A 15,240-nucleotide genomic window follows, 5' to 3' on the forward strand; every position below is an offset into this window, starting at 1 on the left:
CAGAACCGGGCAATTACCGCCCGTAGCATATCGCGTCAGGTCACGATAACGACACGGCAGCGCCCGCCGTCCCTCCATCGAGTCTGGGCGGCTCAGCCGCCGTCGAGTTCCGCCAGCAACAGCCCACTGCGCGGCTTAGGGGTGAAGTACGTGCTCTTGCGCGGCATCCGCCGCCCCGCCTCGTGCACCGCGAGCACGTCGGCCAGCGGCACCGGCGCGATCAGCAGCTCGATGTCACCGGGCTCCCGCGGCGCGGGGCGGCGGCCGCCAGGCACGGCCAGCACGCTCCGGCCCGCCGGGTCCAGCCCGAGCGCGGCCGCGATCAGCGTCTCCTCCACCGCGCTGTGGTCGATGCGCGGCAACGGTTCCCCGGCTGGCGGCGGCGGCAGCTCCACCCGCACCGCCTGACCTTCCGCGCGCGCCAGCACGGTGCCCGGCATCGGCTCCTCGGCGGGATCGGCCTCGGTGACGGTCAGCCCGTACGCCCGCCAGGCCCCGGCCACCTGGGCCAGGCTCAGGCCAGTGCCCGCGAGCACCCGGTGGATCGGCCCGACCCGCAGCAGCGGCCCGGCGGTGACCAGCGCGAGCAGCCCGCCCAGTCCGGCGGCCTCGGCGGCGGCGACCCGGTGGTTGCCGTCGGCCACCAGCAGCGGGTGCCGCCCGGCCAGCGCGAGCAGCTCCTCGCGCTGCTGCCCGGGACCGAGCAGCCACAGGCGGTGCCGGTTACCGAGAACGTCCACAATGGACACTTCAGGGTCGCCGAGCCCGGCCACGGTGGTGCGCAGCGCGGCGGTCAGCTCCTCCCCGCCGCAGACCGGGACCAGCAGCGCGGAGCTGGTCAGGCAGCCCAGCTCGGCCAGCACCGCGGCGCGCTCGGCCACGATGTCCGGGTAGACCTCCTCGGTGCGCCGCACCGCGGAGCCCTGCACCTCGTCCACCTCGGCGGGGTCGGCCAGGCAGAGCAGGCCGAGGGTGCTGCCGTCCGGGCCGTCCACCTGGTACGGCGCCACCACGTCGGCCACCCTGCGGTAGGACTCCCGTTGCAGGCGGCGCAGCTTGGCGCGCGCGTCCGGCAGCACCTGGCTCAGCCCGCGGTGGCGGGCCAGCGAGTCGGGCGTGCGGTGCGGGTGCTGCACGGCGAGCAGGGTGACCCTGCCCGCGGTCTGCGCCGACAGCGCGGCCCTGACCTGGCGCGGATCGGTGAACTCGTCCACGTCGGGGCCCGGCACGGCCTCCCGCACCACCCAGGCGGTGCCCATCGCTCGCAGCATCCCGACACCGTCCCACCCGGTGAAACGATGGTCAATCAGACCCAGGTCGGGATGTCGCAACTGTCACAGTCGTTACCGGGGAAGGTAATCTCGCTGGGTATGGGGGTTGTTTTCGGACAGCACCGGCCGGGACGGGGAGTCAGCGCGGTGGAGAACCCGCAGCTCCCCGGCCTCGGCATGGCCAGCGGCACCCTGGCCGAGCTGCGTGAGCGGGCCGGCGGCCAGGCCGGTCTGCACGCCCCGCAGCGGATCGACTTCCACCTGATCGCCCTGGTCACCGCGGGTTCCGGCACGCACACCGTGGACTTCGTCGCGCACGAGTGCCGCCCCGGCACGCTGCTGTGGGTGCGGCCGGGCCAGGTGCAGCAGTTCACCAGGGACGCCGAGCTGGAGGCCTGCCTGGTCTTCTTCGCCCCCGCCTTCCCGCCCCGGCTGCGCGCCGCGGACTACCTGCTGACCCGGCGCGGAGGACCGGTCCGCTGGCAGCTGGCCGGCCCGGACCTGGCCGCGATCACCGCGAACCTGGAGCTGCTGGCCGCCGACTACGCGCGCACCGACACCGGCGACTACACCGCCTGGACCGAGCTGCTGCGGCACCTGCTGGCCACGCTGCTGCTGCGGATCGCCCAGCTCCCCCGGCCGAGTGAGTCCGAGCGCAACGGGAACAACCCGACCTTCGCCCAGTTCCAGCGCGAGCTGGAGCGCTTCTTCGCCCAGACCCGGCAGGTGGAGGACTACGCGGACCGGCTCGGCTGCTCCAGCAAGACGCTGACCAGGGCCTGCCGTTCGGCCACCGGCCAGGCGGCCAAACAGCTGATCGACGCCAGGGTGGCCCTGGAGGCCAAACGTCTGCTCGCCTACACCAACCTGCCGGTGGCCAACATCAGCCGCAGGCTCGGCTTCAGCGAGCCGACCAACTTCGGCAAGTTCTTCCAGCGGGAGACCGGCCAGTCCCCGTCCACGTTCCGCTCGGGGCTGCTGCGCTGATCGGCCTCACCAGTGCGACACGGGCAGGTACATCACGCAGAAACCGAGGAACAGGCCCAGGATCGCCCACCGGCGGGGCGCGGTGTCGCGGTTGAGGAAGGAGACCGCGGCGAGCACGAAGAGCACCGAGCCGAGGGTCAGTCCCACCGAGGCCACGGTGAACAGCGGACCTGGCCACGGCTCGGCCATGCCGTACCCGGCCAGTCCCATCCGGGTGTACTTCAGCAGCGGGAAGGCCAGGCTGCCCCCGGCCGCGGCCCAGGCCAGCAGCAGCATCGGCCCAGCGGGCACGGTGTGCCGCCAGGGCCGCACGGTGGCCAGCGCCAGCACCCCGCACACCGCCCGCAGCACCGAGTCGGCCAGCACCGAGGCCAGCACCGGCGCGTGCAGGTAGTCGCCGCTGAGCACGTGCCCGGCCAGGTCCAGGAACACCCACAGCACGTAGGCGATCACCCAGACCGCGGCGGCGTACGCCGGCCAGACGGGTCTCCAGCGCGCGGTCACCGGCCGCGGTGGCCGGTCCAGCGTGCTGAGCCCAAAGTTACCTCCCCGCATATGACAACGGTGGAGCCTAACTCGGCGGAACGGAAGGTCTCCGGCGCGGAGAAAATTGAAATCACCAAAAGCAGGTGCGCACCTTACCAACCTGGGCGGCCGTTTCGGGGCTCGAATGTCAAGTGGAACTGAAATCTCGAACAAGAACCCCCTTCGGTCGGTCCGGCTCCAGCAAATCGGCCCCTACCAGGAGGTTTGCCAGTTTCGTACGGTCGGTGAGATCCCGGCTCCCCTGAGCCACCGGATAACCGTTTCAGTACCGGCGGGAGACCTCATTTGCCCAGAAGAACTCGAACCACCTGGCTCGCCAGGCTGGCCGTGTTGGCGGCGGTGGCCGCCTCGATCGTGACCGTGGCCACGTTGTACGCACAGTCACCGTCCGCGGATGAGTCGGGCCAGCCCCGGCCCGTGCCGCACGCGCCCGTGGCACCGGGCGCCGGAGTGGGCGACCCGCTGCCGCCCGCTCCGGAGCCCGCAGTCGCCGCCGAGGTGCGCACCGCCGCCGCCGGCAAGGTGCTCGCGCACGGCAAGGGCGTCGTGGTGGACGAGGTGGCCGTGGTCGAGCGCGCCCGCCCGGTGCGCAGGCTGACCGTCTCGGCCGCCTTCGAGGTCCGCGCGCTGGACTACGTGCTGCTCGTCGACGGCAAGCCGGTCGGCAGGGGTCTGCTGACCGAGAACCTGGACGCGGCCAGGGCCGTGCTGCCCGAGGACGTCCAGCTCAAGCCAGGCGCCACCGTGACCTACCGGTACGGCGACGAAGCGCCGGTCACCGTCGGCACGCTGACCATGGGAGGCCCGCGATGAGGCGCCTGCTCGCCGCGGCCCTGCTCACCCCGCTGGCCGCCACCATGCTGGTCGCCGGCACCGCGCAGGCCGCGCCCGCTGACGTGCCGGACCCGTTGGTCAACGGCACGCACCAGGTCAGCGAAGCCCCCTACGACCTGGGCGACAGCGCCTACACCCCGCCCGGGTTCGCCAAGCCGGTCGAGCTGGCCGGGCAGGTGTACTACCCCAGCGACGCGGCCAAGGGCCCGTTCCCGCTGGTGCTGTTCCTGCACGGCAGGCACGCCACCTGCATGTCCGCGCCCACCGGCGGCAGCGCCTCGCTGGCCTGGCCGTGCACCCAGGGCAGGCTGCCGATCCCCAGCCACCGCGGCTACGACTACGCCGCCCGCGCGCTGGCCAGCCACGGCTACGCGGTGGTCTCCATCAGCGCCAACGGCATCAACGCGGTGGACAACTCCGACGCCCAGTACGGCATGGTCGCCCGCGGCCACCTGGTGCTCAAGCACCTGGACCTGTGGCGGGACTGGCGGGACCAGCCCGGCGCGCCGATCCCGCAGGAGGCGGTGCGCTCCTTCGACCTCGGCAAGATCGGGTTGATGGGGCACTCCCGCGGCGGTGAGGGCGTGGTGCGGGCGGTGGAGCTGAACTCGCAGCGGCCGCAGCCGTATGCGATCAAGGCGATCCTGCCGCTGGCGCCGACCGACTTCCACCGGCGGATCCCGCTGAACCTGCCGGTGGGCACGCTGATCCCGACCTGCGACGGCGACCTGTCGGACCTGCAGGGCGTGCACTACTACGACGACGCCCGCTACGCCGACGCCAACGACATCGGCGTGCACACGATCTTCACCGTGCTGGGTGCCAACCACAACTACTTCAACACCAACTGGGCGCCCAGCAGCGGCCTGGCCGGTTCGCTGGACGACTGGCGTTCCTCCAACACCAGCTCGCAGTGCCACCCCTCGCAGTCCACCCGGCTGACCGAGGAGCAGCAGCGCAAGGTCGGCAACGGCTACCTGGGCAGCTTCTTCCGGCACTACCTGGGCGGCGACGCGGCGTTCGCGCCGCTGTGGAAGGGCGAGGTCGGCACCCCGGCCTCGATCGCCCCGGCGACGGTGCTGGTCAGCTACCACGCGCCGAGCCAGAACAACCGGCGGCTGGACATCAACCGGTTCGCCGCGGCCGACTCCGACAAGGTCAACCAGCTGGGCGGCCAGGTGGTCCCCGGCGGCACGCTGACCTCCCGGTTGTGCGGCGGCACCGCGAGCACCACGGACGTCTCCTGCCTGAACACCAAGCAGGCCAGCCGTCAGCGGGAACCGCACCGCGGCTGGGGCACCCTCGGGGTGTCCGCGCAGCGGCTGCTGTGGGGGCACATCTCGGACACGCTGAGCAACACGATTCCGGTGGCGTACCAGGACGTGCGCAAGTTCGGCGCGGTGCGGTTCCGGGCCGCGGTGGACTTCACCGACCCGGCCAACCCGGCCGGCGTGGCCCAGGACTTGCAGGTCGTGGTGACCGACCGGGCCGGTGGCCGCAGCTCGGTGCCGGTGGCGCAGTTCGGCAAGGCCCTGGACTACCCGCACGTGCCGCCGGGCACGCCGGATGTCATCCCGCACCTGCTGTTCAACCAGGTCCGGGTGCCGCTGAGCGCGTTCAGCGGGGTTGACCTGTCCCGGGTGGACAGTGTGTACCTGGCGTTCAACAAGACGCCGAAGGGCGCGATCGCGCTGGCGGACCTGTCCTTCACTGATTGATCGAACACTCACTGACAGCCCCCGGTTCCAGTGCCGGGGGCTGTCGGCTGTGCGGGGTCAGTCGCGGGCGGCGTTGCCCAGCCTGCGGTCAGTCGCGAGCAGCCCGGCCCGGTCTGCGGTCAGTCGCGAGCAGCCTGGCCCAGTCTGCGGGCCGCCTCGGCCAGTTCCGCGAGGTCGGCGGCGGCGGCGAAGCTCAGCCGCAAGTGCGGTCCTGGCGGCTCGGCGGCGAAGTGGCCGCGGCCGGAAACCACTGTCACGCCTTGGGTCCTGGCCTCGCGCACGACCTCCTCCTCCGCGCGGTCCAGGGCGAGCCAGAGGTGCAGGCCGGTCGCCGGCTGACTGACTGTCCACTGTGGAGTCTCGCGCGCGAGGGCCGCGGCCAGAGTGGCGCGGCGGTCGGCGAGGGCGGCGGAGAGGGCGCGCAGGTGGCGGTCCCAGGCCGGGGTGCTGAGCAGTTCGAGGGCGGCTTCCTGGAGGGGGCGGGGCAGGAAGAAGTCGTCCACCAGCCTGGTGGCGCGCAGGCGTTCCAGCACCGGGCCGCGGGCGATCAGCGCGCCGACTCGCAGGCTCGGGGCGGCGGGTTTGGTGAGCGAGGTCAGGTAGACCACGGTGCCGTCCGGGTCATCGGCGACCAGGGGTGGCGGGGGCGGGGCGGCGTGGCCGAGGTGGCGGGCGAAGTCGTCCTCGATGACGAAGGCGTTGGCCGCGCGGGCCAGCTCCAGGACCTGGCGGCGGCGGTCGGCGGCCAGGGCCGCGCCGGTGGGGTTGTGGCAGCCGGGCTGGAGGTAGAGCAGGCGGGCCCCGGTGCCGAAGGCGTCGGCCAGCAGGTCAGGGCGGATTCCGTTGGCGTCCAACGGAACCGGCACCGGCCGCAGTCCGGCTGCACGGGCCGCGGCGAGCGCGCCCTGGTAGGTCGGGGACTCCATGAGCACCGGGCTGCCCGGCACGGCCAGCGCGCGGAAGGCCATCGCCAGCGCGCCCTGACCGCCGCCGGTGACCAGCACGTCCTCGGGGCCGAGGTCGCCGCCGGCCATCCGGGCGAACAGGGTGCGCAGCGGGGCCAGGCCCTGCGAGGGCGCACGGTCCCAGGCGTCGGGACGGCGCGCGGCGCGGGCCAGCGCGGCGGCCAGCGGCCGGGTGGGTTGCAGGGACGGGTGCAGGTAGCCGCCCGCCATGGTGATCGCGCCGTCCGGGGGCGCGCTGAGCAGGTCGGTGACGGTGAGCGGGTCGAGCGGGCGGCTGGGCAGGGTCACGGTCTGCCAGGAGGTGTCGCCGCGGGCGGGCGCGGCCCGGCGGGGTGCGACGAAGGTGCCAGTGCCCGGCCTGGTCAACACCAGCCCTTCGGCGGCCAGTAGCGCTACCGCCCTGGCCACGCTCACCGGGCTCACCCCCAGCTTGCGCACCAGGTCGCGGCTGCTCGGCAGGCGTTCGCCCACCGCGAGCCGGGCCACCTCGGTGCGCAGCCGGTCCGCCAGCCAGGCCACGGTGCTACTCTCGGACATGAGAGACAACGATAGCGCTATCGCACTGGATCTGGCAGCGCTACGCGCGGACACCCCGGGCTGCGAGTCGGTCGTGCACTTCAACAACGCGGGCTGTGGACTGCTCGCCCGGCCCGTGCTGGCCGCCATGCGGGAACATCTGGACCTGGAAGCCCGGATCGGCGGCTACGAGGCGTCGGCGGCGCGGGCCGGGCAGGTGCGCGACTTCTACGCCGCGCTCGCCGAGCTGATCAACTGCCGCCCAGAGAACATCGCCTTCGCCGGTAGCGCTACCCACGCCTACACGAAGGCGCTGTCCGCGATCCCGTTCCAGCCCGGCGACGTCATCCTGACCACCCGCAACGACTTCATCTCCAACCAGATTGCCTTCCTGGCCCTGCGCAAGCGCTTCGGCGTGGAGGTCGTGCACGCGCCCGACCACGCCGACGGCACCGGTGTGGACGTCGAGGCGATGGCCGCGCTGATGCGCGCCCGGCGGCCCCGGCTGGTCGCGGTCACCCACGTGCCGACCAACTCCGGCCTGGTGCAGCCGATCGCCGAGATCGGCCGCCACTGCCGGGAGTTGGACCTGTTGTACCTGGTGGACGCCTGCCAGACGGTCGGCCAGTTCGAGCTCGACGTGGCCGAGATCGGCTGCGACCTGCTCTCGGCCACCTGCCGGAAGTACCTGCGCGGCCCCCGTGGCTCGGGCTTCCTCTACGTCTCCGACCGGGTGCTGCGCGAGGGCTACGAACCGCTGTTCGTCGACATGTACGGCGCCCGCTGGACCGAGCCGGACCGGTATGAGCCGGTGGCCTCGGCGGCCCGGTTCGAGGAGTGGGAGTTCCCGTACTCGACCCTGCTCGGCTGCGCGGCGGCGGCCCGCTACGCGCTCAATGTCGGTATGGCAGAGGTGGAGCGCTACTCCCCCGCACTCGGCGCGGACCTGCGCGCCCGGCTGGCCGAACTGCCGGGGGTGCGGGTGCTGGACCGGGGCCCGCGGCTGTCCGCGATGGTCACCTTCGCGATCGCCGGGTGGGATGCCGCGCCGTTCAAGGCGGCCCTGGACCAGCGCGGGATCAACTCGGCGCTGAGCTTCCGCGAGTTCGCCCAGTTCGACTTCCGGGACAAGCAGGTCGACTGGGCGCTGCGCCTGTCCCCGCACTACTACAACACCGAGCAGGAGGTGGCCGCGGTCGCGGCGGCCGTGGCCGAACTGGCGGCCTGACCCGGTGGCGTCCCGGGCGCGACCCTGCCGCGCGCCCGGGGCACCGCGGGTCTCAGGGGAGCAGCAGGCCGTTCTTGCCCGCGCGGGCGTCCTCGAAGCGCTTGCCGACCTCGGTCCAGTCGACGATGTTCCACAGCGCGTTGATGTAGTCGGCCTTCACGTTGCGGTACTGCAGGTAGTAGGCGTGCTCCCACACGTCGAAGACGACTAGGGGCGTGGTGGCGATGGAGAGGTTGGAGTGGTGGTCCTTGAGCTGCTGGGTGATCAGCCGCTGACCGATCGGGTCCCAGGCCAGCACGCCCCAGCCGGAGCCCTGGATGGTGGTGGAGACCGCGTTGAGCTGGGCGCGCAGCTTGTCGAAGGAGCCGAACTCCTCATCGATCGCGGCGGCCAGTTCGCCGGTGGGCTTGTCGCCGCCGTGGGGGGAGAGGATCTTCCACCAGACCACGTGCATGGCGTGCCCGGCCAGGTTGAAGGCCAGGGTGTGCTCCAGGCCCACGATCGAGCCGAAGTCGCCCTTGTCGCGGGCTTCGGCGATCTTGTCCAGGGTGTCGTTGGTGCCCTTGACGTAGGCCGCGTGGTGCTTGGAGTGGTGCAGCTCGTTGATCTCCCCGCTGATCGCGGGCTCCAGTGCGGAGTAGTCGTAGTCCAGATCCGGCAGCACGTACTGAGCCATGGGTGCGTCCACTTCCTCGTTGCCGTCAGGTTGTGCGCCCAGCCAACAACCTCCAGCTAACCCGAGGTCAACCGATTGTGACGCCGGTCATGATCACGTCGCCGAGATCCGTATGCTGATCGTGTGGGCACGGACACGCAGGGTCGCTTCGTGGACAAGGTCGCGCTGGTCACCGGTGGCACCAGCGGCATCGGGCTGGCCACGGCCGAGCTGCTGCTGCGCGAGGGCGCGAAGGTGGTGGTCACCGGTCGCAGCCAGGAGCGGCTGAGCGCGGCGCGGCGACGGCTGGGCAGCCCGGACCGGGTGCTGGCCATCCGCGCCGACTCGGCGGTGCTGTCGGACCTGGACGAGCTGATGGCGCAGGTCCGGAGCCAGTTCCGCGGGGTGGACGTGCTCTTCGCCAACGCGGGGACCGGGGTGTTCAAGCGGACCGAGGAGTTCACCGAGGAGGACTTCGACTGCGTGGTCGACGTCAACTTCAAGGGCGTGTTCTTCACCATCCAGAAGGCGCTGCCGCTGTTCCGCAACGGCGGCGCGATCGTGCTCAACTGCGCCGCCTCCATGCACCGCGGCCGCGCCGAGACCAGCCTCTACAGCGCCACCAAGGCCGCGGTGCACAACCTGGCCCGCACGCTGGCCGCCGACCTGGCCGAGCGGCAGATCCGGGTGAACTCGGTGAGCCCCGGCTACATCGACACCGACATGCTCAACGAGGCCACGCTGGGCCCGGTCCCCACCACGGTGCTGCGCAACGAGACGGTGGCCAGACGACTCGGCCGCGCCGAGGAGGTCGCGGAGGCGGTGGCCTTCCTCGCCTCACCGGGCGCGAGCTACGTCAACGGGCAGGACCTGCTGGTCGACGGCGGACTGGTCCGGTCGATCAGCAGCTGACCCGGCCGGCTGGGCGGGCCGTCCCGTGACGACAGCCCGCCCAACCGCCCTGCGACGCCGCGCCGGGGCCCAGTGCCCGGCGGGCGCCGAGGTTTTTACGGCATTGTTCGGGTTGTCCCTGAATCCCGCCATTCACCCGGCCATCCGGCCGGATCAAACTTTTGGCACCTGACCCGGTTCTGCGCCCATTCCGCGCCACGCCCCGAATACCGCGACAACGCCGCGCCCCCACTCGGATGCGCTTCGAGCTGGGCCGGGGTCCACCCCGCGCGGCCGCCCCATCCGGTCCGCCTCACCTCGCGCAACACTCCGGGCAGCCACAGCAGTCTTGCCACGTCACAACCCCATTCCGCCGACAACGCGATTCGATGTCGAGACTCGGGGAAGAAAAGTGGCACGACAAGGAAATAGGGGACCGCCTGCACCATCGGGAAGTCGCCGGAGCCTGAAAAGGCGTGCGGCAAGAATTCGAAAGCGGGGTTCTACGTAAATGTACGTATCGTTCCAGACCCGATAGGGTGACGGCCATGCGCGTCGAACACCACGACGGCCAGGCGGCCTTCCTCGAAGCGCTTGCCGCACTGCTCGCGGTCTGCGACACCCTCGACGACACCAAGATGCTCGCGGCCAGCCGGTGCCACGGGTGGACCGTCGGCGACGTGATCGCGCACGTGCACCTGGGCCTGCAGGAGATGCTGCTGGGCCTGGTCTCGCCGACCGACGCGGCGCCGGACACCGACGCGGCCAGCTACTGGCAGGGCAGGCTGCCCGGCCGCGAGACCGAGTCCGAGCGGATCGGGCAGATCCAGTACGTGCGCAGGCTGGCCTCGGCCTACCGCCGCCCCACCGGGCTGCTCGGGCACCTGCGCCCGACCTCGGACGCGGTGTCCAGGATGGTCACCGCGCTGCCGCCGAACACGGTCCGGTTCCAGGGCAAGGTGCTGACCTCCGGCGACTTCCTGGCCACCTGGGCGGTCGAGGTGGCCGTGCACCACCTCGACCTCAAACACGAGCTGACCCTGCCGCCGCCCGCGCCGACCGCGCTGAAGCTGGCCCGCGGCACGGTGGAGTCCCTGGCCGGCGCGCCGATCCTGCCCGCGCTCGACGACGAGGTGATCGTGCTGGCCGGCACCGGGCGGGTGCCGCTGACGGAGTTCCAGCGCCGCACGGCGGGCCGGTTCGCCGCGCGGCTGCCGGTCTTCGGGTGAGGGTGCGCGGCTCAGAACACCGCGGCGACCCGCTGCACGATCACGTCCACGCTCTCCACCTGGACGATGCCGCCGGCAGGCAGGTGCTGGTCGTGCAAGCAGAAGACGTCGATCCAGTCCGCCTCCGGCAGTATGGCCAGGCCGTTGACCACCATCGTCCGGTGCCAGCCGCCGCTGCCGCCCCAGTCCTGCAGCTGCCCGCCGATGAGACCAGCTTGCCCCGGCTCTGCAGGAAGCAGCGGAAGGAGGTCGGCGGGTCCAGGCTGTTGGCGATCAGCACCGCGGCGGTGACCGTCCAGGCCCCGGCGGGCAGCTTGGCGGTGGGCTGGCGCTGCCCGTGGTGGCGCTCCCGGTGAGCTGGCTCTCGCCGGTGGCCGGGTGCGGGACGGCGCCCAGCGCCTGCGAGGCCGAGGAGGCGAGCAGCACGGTGGCGAGCAGCGCGAGCAGGACGGCGGGTCCGCGCCGCCAGGTCAGGGTCTTGCGCATTCTGTTCTCCTCCAATGGGAATGGTTGCCGGTGACCCCGCGTCCACCGGCCCGCGCGGACTCGTCCAAGACGCAACGGCAACGGGCCGATAGGCCGAGCTGATATCCGCAGCTCACTGGCTAAACTCGGGCCACGGGACGGTTTTTCCGGGGGGCTCCCATGGTCGAGCTGCGCCACCTGCGCTACTTCCTGGCGGTGGCCGAGGACAGCAGCTTCACCAGGGCCGCGCGCAGGCTGCGGGTCAGCCAGCCCACCCTGAGCCAGCAGATCCGTGCCCTGGAACGAACTGTGGGCGGCCCGCTGTTCGACCGCCTGCCCAGCGGCGCCCGGCTGACCCCGGCCGAACAGGCATTGCTGGAACCCGCCCGGCGCGCGATCACGACCGTGCGCGAGGGCCTGCAGACCGCGGGCGAGGTGGTCCGCTCCGCGGCGGGAAAGCTGCGGGTTGGCCTCATCTACGGCGGCGCGGGCGCGGTCACCCAGCCCATCCTTTCCGCCTTCGGCAAGGCTTTCCCGCACATCCAGCTGGACGGCCCGCTGGCCAGTTCGCGGAGCGCGCAGCTGTTCGGGCGGGCCGAGGTGCTGTTGCCGGGGTCGGCGGAGTTCGAGGCGGGGATGGCGGTGTACCTGTGGCAGTCCGATGCCGCCGAGCGGGGGCGGTCGGTGACCGAGACGCCGCGGAACCCGTTGCTGCGCATCGGGATCGACCGGGTGGTCTACACCGAGCACTGGCTGCGGCGGGAAGGGTTCGCGCCGCGCCAGCGCTGGGTCCGCGCGGGCTAGCCGCCCAGTTCGACCGAGCCGCCGGGGACCACCTTGCGGGTGGCGCGGTAGCTGTAGGCCGCGTACACCACCAGGCCCACCAGCAGCCAGAGCCCGAAGCGCCACCAGGTCTCGGCCTTGAGGAAGGACATCAGCCAGACCGAGAAACCCACGCCCAGCAAGGGGATCACCGGCATGCCCGGGCTGCGGAAGCCGCGGGGCAGGTCGGGGCGGCGGTAGCGCAGGACCACCACGGCGAGGCAGACCAGGACGAAGGCGAACAGCACGCCGATGTTGGTCAGCTCCGCTGCCTCGCGGACCGGGAGCAGGCCGGCCAGCACCGCGGCCACCCCGCCGATGATCCAGGTGGCCCGGTGCGGCACCTGGCGGCGCGGGTGCAGGGCGCCGAACCAGCGTGGCATCAGGCCGTCGCGGCTCATCGCGTACCAGAGCCGGGAGGCGCCCATCATGAACGAGAAGCTCACCGTGACGATGCCGAGCACCGCGCCGATCGCGATCACCGTGCCCACCCCGCCAAGGCCGACCGCCTCGAACGCGGCGGAGAAGCCGCGGGCCGGGTCGACCTGGGTGTAGTGCACCATGCCGGTCAGCACGATGCAGGCCAGCGCGTAGAGCACCATGCAGATGGCCAGGGACAGCAGCATCGCCTTGGGCAGGTGGCGCTGGGCCTGCTTGGACTCCTCGGCCGCGGTGCTCAGCGCGTCGTAGCCGAAGACGGCGAAGAACACCGTGGCCGCGCCCGCGACCGCGCCGCCGAAACCGAAGGGCGCGAAGGGTTCCAGGTTCGCACTGTCCACTTTGGTCAGTCCGACCACCACGACCAGCAGCACCACCGCGATCTTGACCACGGTCAGCACCGCGTCCACCCGCGCCGAGGTCCGGGTGCCCCGGTTGAGCAGCCAGGCCACGCCGAGGCAGATCAGCACCGCCACCAGGTCGACCCGGTGCCCCTCCCCCGTGCCGGGCGCGCCCATCATCCACACCGACAGCTCGACGCCCATCCGCTCCAGCAAGAAGCCCACGTAGCCGGACATGCCGATGGAGACCGCGGCCACGATCGCGGTGTACTCCAGCAGCAGGTCCCAGCCGATGATCCAGCCCACCACCTCGCCGAGCACCGCCGAGGCGTAGGTGTAGGAGGAGCCGGCGCGCGGCACCATGCCGGCGAACTCGGCGTAGGCGAAGGCCGCGCACACCGAGGCGGCCCCGGCGATCAGGAACGAGATCAGCACCGCCGGGCCGGCCACGTCCCTGGCCACCGCCCCGGCCAGGCTGAAGATGCCCGCGCCGATGATCGCGCCGACGCCGATCAGGGTGAGCTGGCCCAGCCCGAGCACCTTGGCCATCCGGGGCTGGTGTGCCTGGTCCAGTGGGGGCAGCGTCCGCCGGAACACCCCGCGCGGCCCCGTGCCCAGCAGTCCGTCGCCCACGGAATCACTCACCCTTCGTGTCCCAGGTCACAGTGCCGCCGAGCTTGGCTGGCCGGGAGGGCCCGCGGAAGGTGGCCGACCCCGGCAAAACCTCGGGGTGAGCACCAGCAGCGCTCGCGGAACCGGGCCGCCGGAACGCCTCCCGCACCTATCATGAGCAGGCAAAACGCCGGACCTCGACAGCTGGCTGGGCCGCTGGCGCGCGGGCGCGGGCGCCCGGGTGAGGTGCGGGTGACGTGCGCGGACGATCGGCCGGGCGGGACCGGCTCCGGAGGGGGTCGCACCACCCGATCTGGGGGTGGGAATTCCCGAAATTCGCCGGACGGGGTAGGGTTCGTCGCGTTAACTGATTTTTTGTGGTCGGAGGATTTGTGGCAACTGGCAGTGTGAAGTGGTTCAACGGGGAAAAGGGCTTTGGTTTCATCGCGCAGGACGAGGGCGGCCCTGACGTCTTCGTGCACTTCTCCGCGATCAACGGCACGGGCTTCAAGGAGCTCCAGGAGGGCCAGAAGGTCACCTTCGACGTGACCCAGGGCCCGAAGGGCCCCCAGGCCGAAAACGTCACCGGCCACTGATGGCGACGGCCTGAACATTCAGGCAACCGGGCTGTCTTCATGACAGCCCGGTTTTCGCTTTTTCTGGGGTAGCTCAGCGCTTGGCGGCGTGGTGGCGGGACAGCACCAGGGCCGCCGCGGCCGCGTCCTGCACGCCGAGGCCGACGCTGTTGTAGACCACCAGGTCATTGGGCGTGCGGCGGCCCGGCCTGGTGCCGCAGAGCACCTCGCCCAACGAGGTCAACTCCCCCTCGGTGAGCACCCCGTCGGCGACCGCTCGCATGATCGGCCCGGCGTGGCCGGTCGCGGTGGGCACGTGGTCCACCACCACCCGGTCCGCCCGGTCCAGCAGCGCCTGGTCCAGCTCGTGCCGGTCCGGGGCGAAGGAGCCGACGCTGACCACGGTCGCGCCGGCCGCGACCTCCGCGGTGGGCACCACCGGGGTGTGGCTGAGCGTGCCCGCGATCACCAGGTCGGCGTCCCCGACCGCGGCCACCGGGTCGGGCACCGGCACCACCTCGACCCCCAGCTCCTCGGTCAGCTGCCCCGCCGTCTGCGCGCAGCGCTCCCGGTTGGGGCTCCACATCCGGATCCGGCGCAGGTTGCGCACCCTGGACAGCGCACGCACGTGCCAGCGCCCCTGCACCCCTGAGCCCAGGATGGCCAGGTCGCCCGCGGTGGGCTGGGTCAGCGCGTCCACCGCCACCGCCGAGGCCGCCGCGGTGCGCACCGCGGTCAGCTCGCCACCGGCCAGCACCGCCAGCACCTCGCCGGTGAGCGGGTGCAGCACCACCAGGGTCGCGGTGATCGCGGGCAGGCCGCGGGCCGGGTTGTCCGGCTGCACGCTGACCACCTTGTTGACCACGCCGTGCGCGGTGGAGACCCGGCCCAGGTAGCTGAGCACGGTGGAGCCGTCCGGGCTGTTCAGCACCGCCTTCTCCGCCACCAGGCCGCTGCCCTCGCCCAGCGCGGTGAACGCCTGCCGCTGGCTGTCGATCACCCCGTCCAGGTCCAGCAGGGCCGAGACCTCGGCCTCGGACAGCACCACGGGACCCGCACTCACCGTCATGACTCCAGTCTGGCCACACCCCGGCCCGTCGGCCACGTGGCCGTGAGACCGAGGCCAACTCTCCGTGACGCTGAGCGC

Annotated in this window: 16 protein-coding genes; 8 read left to right on the top strand and 8 right to left on the bottom strand. The window is 72.0% G+C overall.

The window, feature by feature from the left end; translation table 11 throughout:
* Positions 1 to 92: 92 nt before the first annotated feature.
* Positions 93 to 1,271, bottom strand: coding sequence for a DUF1015 family protein (locus N8J89_RS26930; RefSeq protein ID WP_283659802.1), 1,179 nt, complete (start codon positions 1,269 to 1,271; stop codon positions 93 to 95).
* Between the two features lie 99 nt (positions 1,272 to 1,370).
* On the opposite strand from N8J89_RS26930, the gene N8J89_RS26935 reads away from it, so the two are divergent.
* The gene (locus tag N8J89_RS26935; protein ID WP_283659803.1) at positions 1,371 to 2,258 is read left to right on the top strand and encodes an AraC family transcriptional regulator; all 888 of its coding nucleotides are present in this window, start codon (positions 1,371 to 1,373) and stop codon (positions 2,256 to 2,258) included.
* A 6-nt stretch (positions 2,259 to 2,264) separates the two neighbouring features.
* On the opposite strand, the gene N8J89_RS26940 is transcribed toward N8J89_RS26935, so the two are convergent.
* A complete protein-coding gene (locus N8J89_RS26940) occupies positions 2,265 to 2,813 on the bottom strand; it encodes a hypothetical protein (protein WP_283659804.1) in 549 nt (182 codons plus the stop codon).
* A 276-nt stretch (positions 2,814 to 3,089) separates the two neighbouring features.
* Here N8J89_RS26940 and N8J89_RS26945 point away from each other — a divergent pair, with 276 nt between their 5' ends.
* A complete protein-coding gene (locus tag N8J89_RS26945) occupies positions 3,090 to 3,617 on the top strand; it encodes a hypothetical protein (RefSeq protein ID WP_283659805.1) in 528 nt (175 codons plus the stop codon).
* Positions 3,614 to 5,356 (top strand): alpha/beta hydrolase, encoded by a 1,743-nt coding sequence (locus N8J89_RS26950; RefSeq protein ID WP_283659806.1) that lies wholly within the window; start codon positions 3,614 to 3,616, stop codon positions 5,354 to 5,356. Before N8J89_RS26945 ends, N8J89_RS26950 begins: the two co-directional genes overlap by 4 nt.
* Before the next feature lie 119 nt (positions 5,357 to 5,475).
* Here N8J89_RS26950 and N8J89_RS26955 read toward each other — a convergent pair whose 3' ends face one another.
* On the bottom strand, positions 5,476 to 6,858 hold the full coding sequence (locus N8J89_RS26955; RefSeq protein ID WP_283659807.1) for an aminotransferase-like domain-containing protein: 1,383 nt from the start codon (positions 6,856 to 6,858) through the stop codon (positions 5,476 to 5,478).
* Between N8J89_RS26955 and N8J89_RS26960 the strand changes: the two genes are divergently transcribed.
* Positions 6,857 to 8,065, top strand: coding sequence for an aminotransferase class V-fold PLP-dependent enzyme (locus tag N8J89_RS26960; RefSeq protein ID WP_283659808.1), 1,209 nt, complete (start codon positions 6,857 to 6,859; stop codon positions 8,063 to 8,065). The genes N8J89_RS26955 and N8J89_RS26960 overlap by 2 nt on opposite strands.
* A 52-nt stretch (positions 8,066 to 8,117) precedes the next feature.
* Here N8J89_RS26960 and N8J89_RS26965 read toward each other — a convergent pair whose 3' ends face one another.
* Entirely contained in the window at positions 8,118 to 8,741 is a 624-nt protein-coding gene (locus N8J89_RS26965) for a superoxide dismutase (protein ID WP_283659809.1), read from the bottom strand.
* Positions 8,742 to 8,864: 123 nt separating this feature from the next.
* Here N8J89_RS26965 and N8J89_RS26970 point away from each other — a divergent pair, with 123 nt between their 5' ends.
* Both N8J89_RS26970 and N8J89_RS26975 read left to right on the top strand, forming a co-directional pair.
* Positions 8,865 to 9,632: an SDR family NAD(P)-dependent oxidoreductase gene (locus N8J89_RS26970; RefSeq protein WP_283659810.1), complete on the top strand. Its 768-nt coding sequence runs from the start codon at positions 8,865 to 8,867 to the stop codon at positions 9,630 to 9,632.
* Between the two features lie 527 nt (positions 9,633 to 10,159).
* Positions 10,160 to 10,840: a maleylpyruvate isomerase N-terminal domain-containing protein gene (locus N8J89_RS26975; RefSeq protein ID WP_283659811.1), complete on the top strand. Its 681-nt coding sequence runs from the start codon at positions 10,160 to 10,162 to the stop codon at positions 10,838 to 10,840.
* Positions 10,841 to 10,851: 11 nt separating this feature from the next.
* On the opposite strand, the gene N8J89_RS26980 is transcribed toward N8J89_RS26975, so the two are convergent.
* Entirely contained in the window at positions 10,852 to 10,995 is a 144-nt protein-coding gene (locus N8J89_RS26980; RefSeq protein ID WP_283659812.1) for a hypothetical protein, read from the bottom strand.
* 118 nt (positions 10,996 to 11,113) lie between these two features.
* A complete protein-coding gene (locus N8J89_RS26985) occupies positions 11,114 to 11,326 on the bottom strand; it encodes a hypothetical protein (protein WP_283659813.1) in 213 nt (70 codons plus the stop codon).
* Between the two features lie 159 nt (positions 11,327 to 11,485).
* Between N8J89_RS26985 and N8J89_RS26990 the strand changes: the two genes are divergently transcribed.
* Positions 11,486 to 12,109, top strand: coding sequence for a LysR family transcriptional regulator (locus N8J89_RS26990; protein ID WP_283659814.1), 624 nt, complete (start codon positions 11,486 to 11,488; stop codon positions 12,107 to 12,109).
* Here N8J89_RS26990 and N8J89_RS26995 read toward each other — a convergent pair.
* Positions 12,106 to 13,524, bottom strand: coding sequence for an amino acid permease (locus N8J89_RS26995; RefSeq protein ID WP_283666254.1), 1,419 nt, complete (start codon positions 13,522 to 13,524; stop codon positions 12,106 to 12,108). The two genes, N8J89_RS26990 and N8J89_RS26995, sit on opposite strands and share 4 nt — an antisense overlap.
* 386 nt (positions 13,525 to 13,910) lie before the next feature.
* Here N8J89_RS26995 and N8J89_RS27000 point away from each other — a divergent pair, with 386 nt between their 5' ends.
* Positions 13,911 to 14,114, top strand: a complete 204-nt coding sequence (locus N8J89_RS27000) for a cold-shock protein (RefSeq protein WP_185003781.1) — start codon at positions 13,911 to 13,913, stop codon at positions 14,112 to 14,114.
* Between the two features lie 73 nt (positions 14,115 to 14,187).
* On the opposite strand, the gene N8J89_RS27005 is transcribed toward N8J89_RS27000, so the two are convergent.
* A complete protein-coding gene (locus tag N8J89_RS27005; protein ID WP_283659815.1) occupies positions 14,188 to 15,162 on the bottom strand; it encodes an ornithine cyclodeaminase family protein in 975 nt (324 codons plus the stop codon).
* Between the last annotated feature and the right edge of the window lie 78 nt (positions 15,163 to 15,240).

Origin of the sequence: Crossiella sp. CA-258035 (assembly GCF_030064675.1) — a bacterium.
GTDB lineage: Bacteria > Actinomycetota > Actinomycetes > Mycobacteriales > Pseudonocardiaceae > Crossiella.